The organism is Martinezella lusitana (genome assembly GCF_014207095.1).
Lineage (GTDB): Bacteria > Pseudomonadota > Alphaproteobacteria > Rhizobiales > Rhizobiaceae > Rhizobium > Rhizobium lusitanum_B.
Genome location: NZ_JACHBG010000057.1, coordinates 1 through 2245, shown reverse-complemented (window position 1 = coordinate 2245; position 2245 = coordinate 1). Strand labels below are relative to the sequence as shown.

1 protein-coding gene is annotated in these 2245 nt (G+C 57.0%); it reads left to right on the top strand.

Annotated elements, in window-relative coordinates; genetic code table 11:
• Positions 1–628: 628 nt before the first annotated feature.
• Positions 629–2149 (top strand): group II intron reverse transcriptase/maturase, encoded by a 1521-nt coding sequence (ltrA, locus tag GGD46_RS33535; RefSeq protein ID WP_004119807.1) that lies wholly within the window; start codon positions 629–631, stop codon positions 2147–2149.
• The last annotated feature ends 96 nt before the right edge of the window (positions 2150–2245 follow it).

The following is a 2245-nucleotide window of genomic DNA, read 5'->3' as shown; positions in this document are numbered from 1 at the left end:
TTCAAGGTGAGTGCGACGTGAAAGTCGCCTAAGTAATTGTTTGTACGGGATTTATATTCCGGGACAAACCTGATGTTCCGTCATCAGTAGCCTACCGGCACATGCGGGACTGGTAACGGTCCGGTTTGAAGCTGCCGGGACAATGTAGCCGGGCCTTCGGGCCATGCCGATGTCGTGAGGCTGAGGCATCTTCTGCGAGCATCAATGCGGATGGGGCGCTAGGCTGGGTGGTATGATCAATGCAAATGAACTGCTGATAAACGTCGTGAAATTTGACAAGCCAAAGATGCTGACAGGCTTGAACCAAAAGGTGTGCGGTCGGATGCTTCTCTTCACTTTGGAGGCACACGGACGAAGGACCGCCGGCGGATAGGCAGGGTCTAACCCGCCCGCGTTATTTAGGTGAAACACGGTAAACCCGCATCGTCGCCCGGCAATGGGCAGGCCGACCGCAAGGAAAGTTGTTGGCGGTGCGGGCAGAGGATGTCGGAGAAAGCGAACGCCGGACTGTAATGGTTTGGACAGGGGTTGCGGCTCGCCAACATCACCCCGCCCGAAAGGGAGCAGACTTCCGACGGGTCTCCCGTCGCGAGAGAATGTGCAGAACCCTCGGCAGGAGGACAGGCAAATGACGGTCACAACAGTGACTGGTGCGGCCTCCCGCGAAGCGGCGAGCTGGGGCCAGATTGACTGGCGCAAGGCTTACCAACACGTGCGACGGCTGCAGATGCGTATTGCGAAGGCAGTTAAGGAAGGTCGCTGGGGCAAGGTGAAAGCCTTGCAACGGCTGCTGACCCACTCGTTCAGCGGCAAGGCGCTTGCGGTGAAACGGGTTACTGGAAATCAGGGAAAGAGAACACCCGGAGTGGACCGGATCATCTGGGACACACCGGATAAGTGCGTCAGAGGATTATTGTCGCTCAAACGGCGTGGGTATCATCCTTTGCCGTTGAGGCGGGTATATATCCCGAAAGCAAACAGCAAGAAACTGCGTCCGCTCGGTATTCCGACGATGAAGGACAGGGCCATGCAGGCACTTCACCTGCTCGCTCTGCTACCTGTCGCGGAAACGACGGCAGACCCTAATTCGTACGGTTTTCGACCGTATCGAGCAACCCGTGATGCGGCCCGGCAGTGCTTTATCGCGCTGCGCGGGCGCGGCACGGCGGAATGGGTCTTGGATGCGGACATTGCTGGCTGCTTCGACGAAATCAGCAAGGACTGGCTCATCGCCAACATCCCCATGGACAAGGTGGTGCTCCGGAAGTGGCTGGACTCCGGTTACATAAAGGACGGTGACTGGCACGCGACGAAAGCGGGAACTCCGCAAGGGGGAATAATCTCGCCCACGCTCGCCAACATGGCCTTGGACGGAATGGAAAAGATGTTACGGGACTTCTACGGCCCAAGACGTCGCAACAGCCTGACCAAGGTCCACTTGATACGTTACGCCGATGACTTCGTCGTCACAGGTGCTTCAAAAGAAGTGCTGGAGGAGGCGAAATCTATGGTCGAGGAATTTCTGTCAGAACGGGGCCTGTCTCTGTCTGAAGAAAAGACTCGCATCGTGCGGGTCGAGGAAGGTTTCGACTTCCTCGGCTGGAACGTGCGCAGATATGATGGGCATACCCACATCAAACCCGCCAAGAAGAACGTGGTGGCGTTTATGCGCAAGATCCGAACTATCACCAAGGGTGCCGCCGATGTGAAGCAGGAGTATCTGATAATGTCGCTAAACCCGGTCATAAGGGGATGGACCAATTATCATCACAACCAGGTGGCGAAGGAGACCTTTCGCAAGGTCGATCATCTCATCTGGAAATGTCTCTGGCAGTGGGCCTGTCGTAGACACCCGGACAAGCCGCTTCGCTGGGTGAAGTATCGTTACTTCGCTCGGGAAGGTACACGAGACTGGGTATTCCGCACCGGGATGAAGGATAAGGCAGGAAACTTCAAGTTCATCCGCCTCATCCACGCATCCGACGTACCGATACGTCGCCACTGCAAAATCCGCGCCGAAGCGAATCCTTTCGATCCCATGTGGGACAGCTACTTCGCCGGAAGGCGCGGTCTGCCGTCGGAAGTTACGGATCGGCCCGGTGATTCCACATCTCATACCGATGCACAGGAACTGGCGGCTCTGGTCTAACAGGGCTTGGCGGAGGCTTGAGCTGTATGCTGGGAAACTCGCACGTACAGTTCTTAGGGAGGAGCGGCCCGGCAACGGGTCGTTCCTACCCGACAG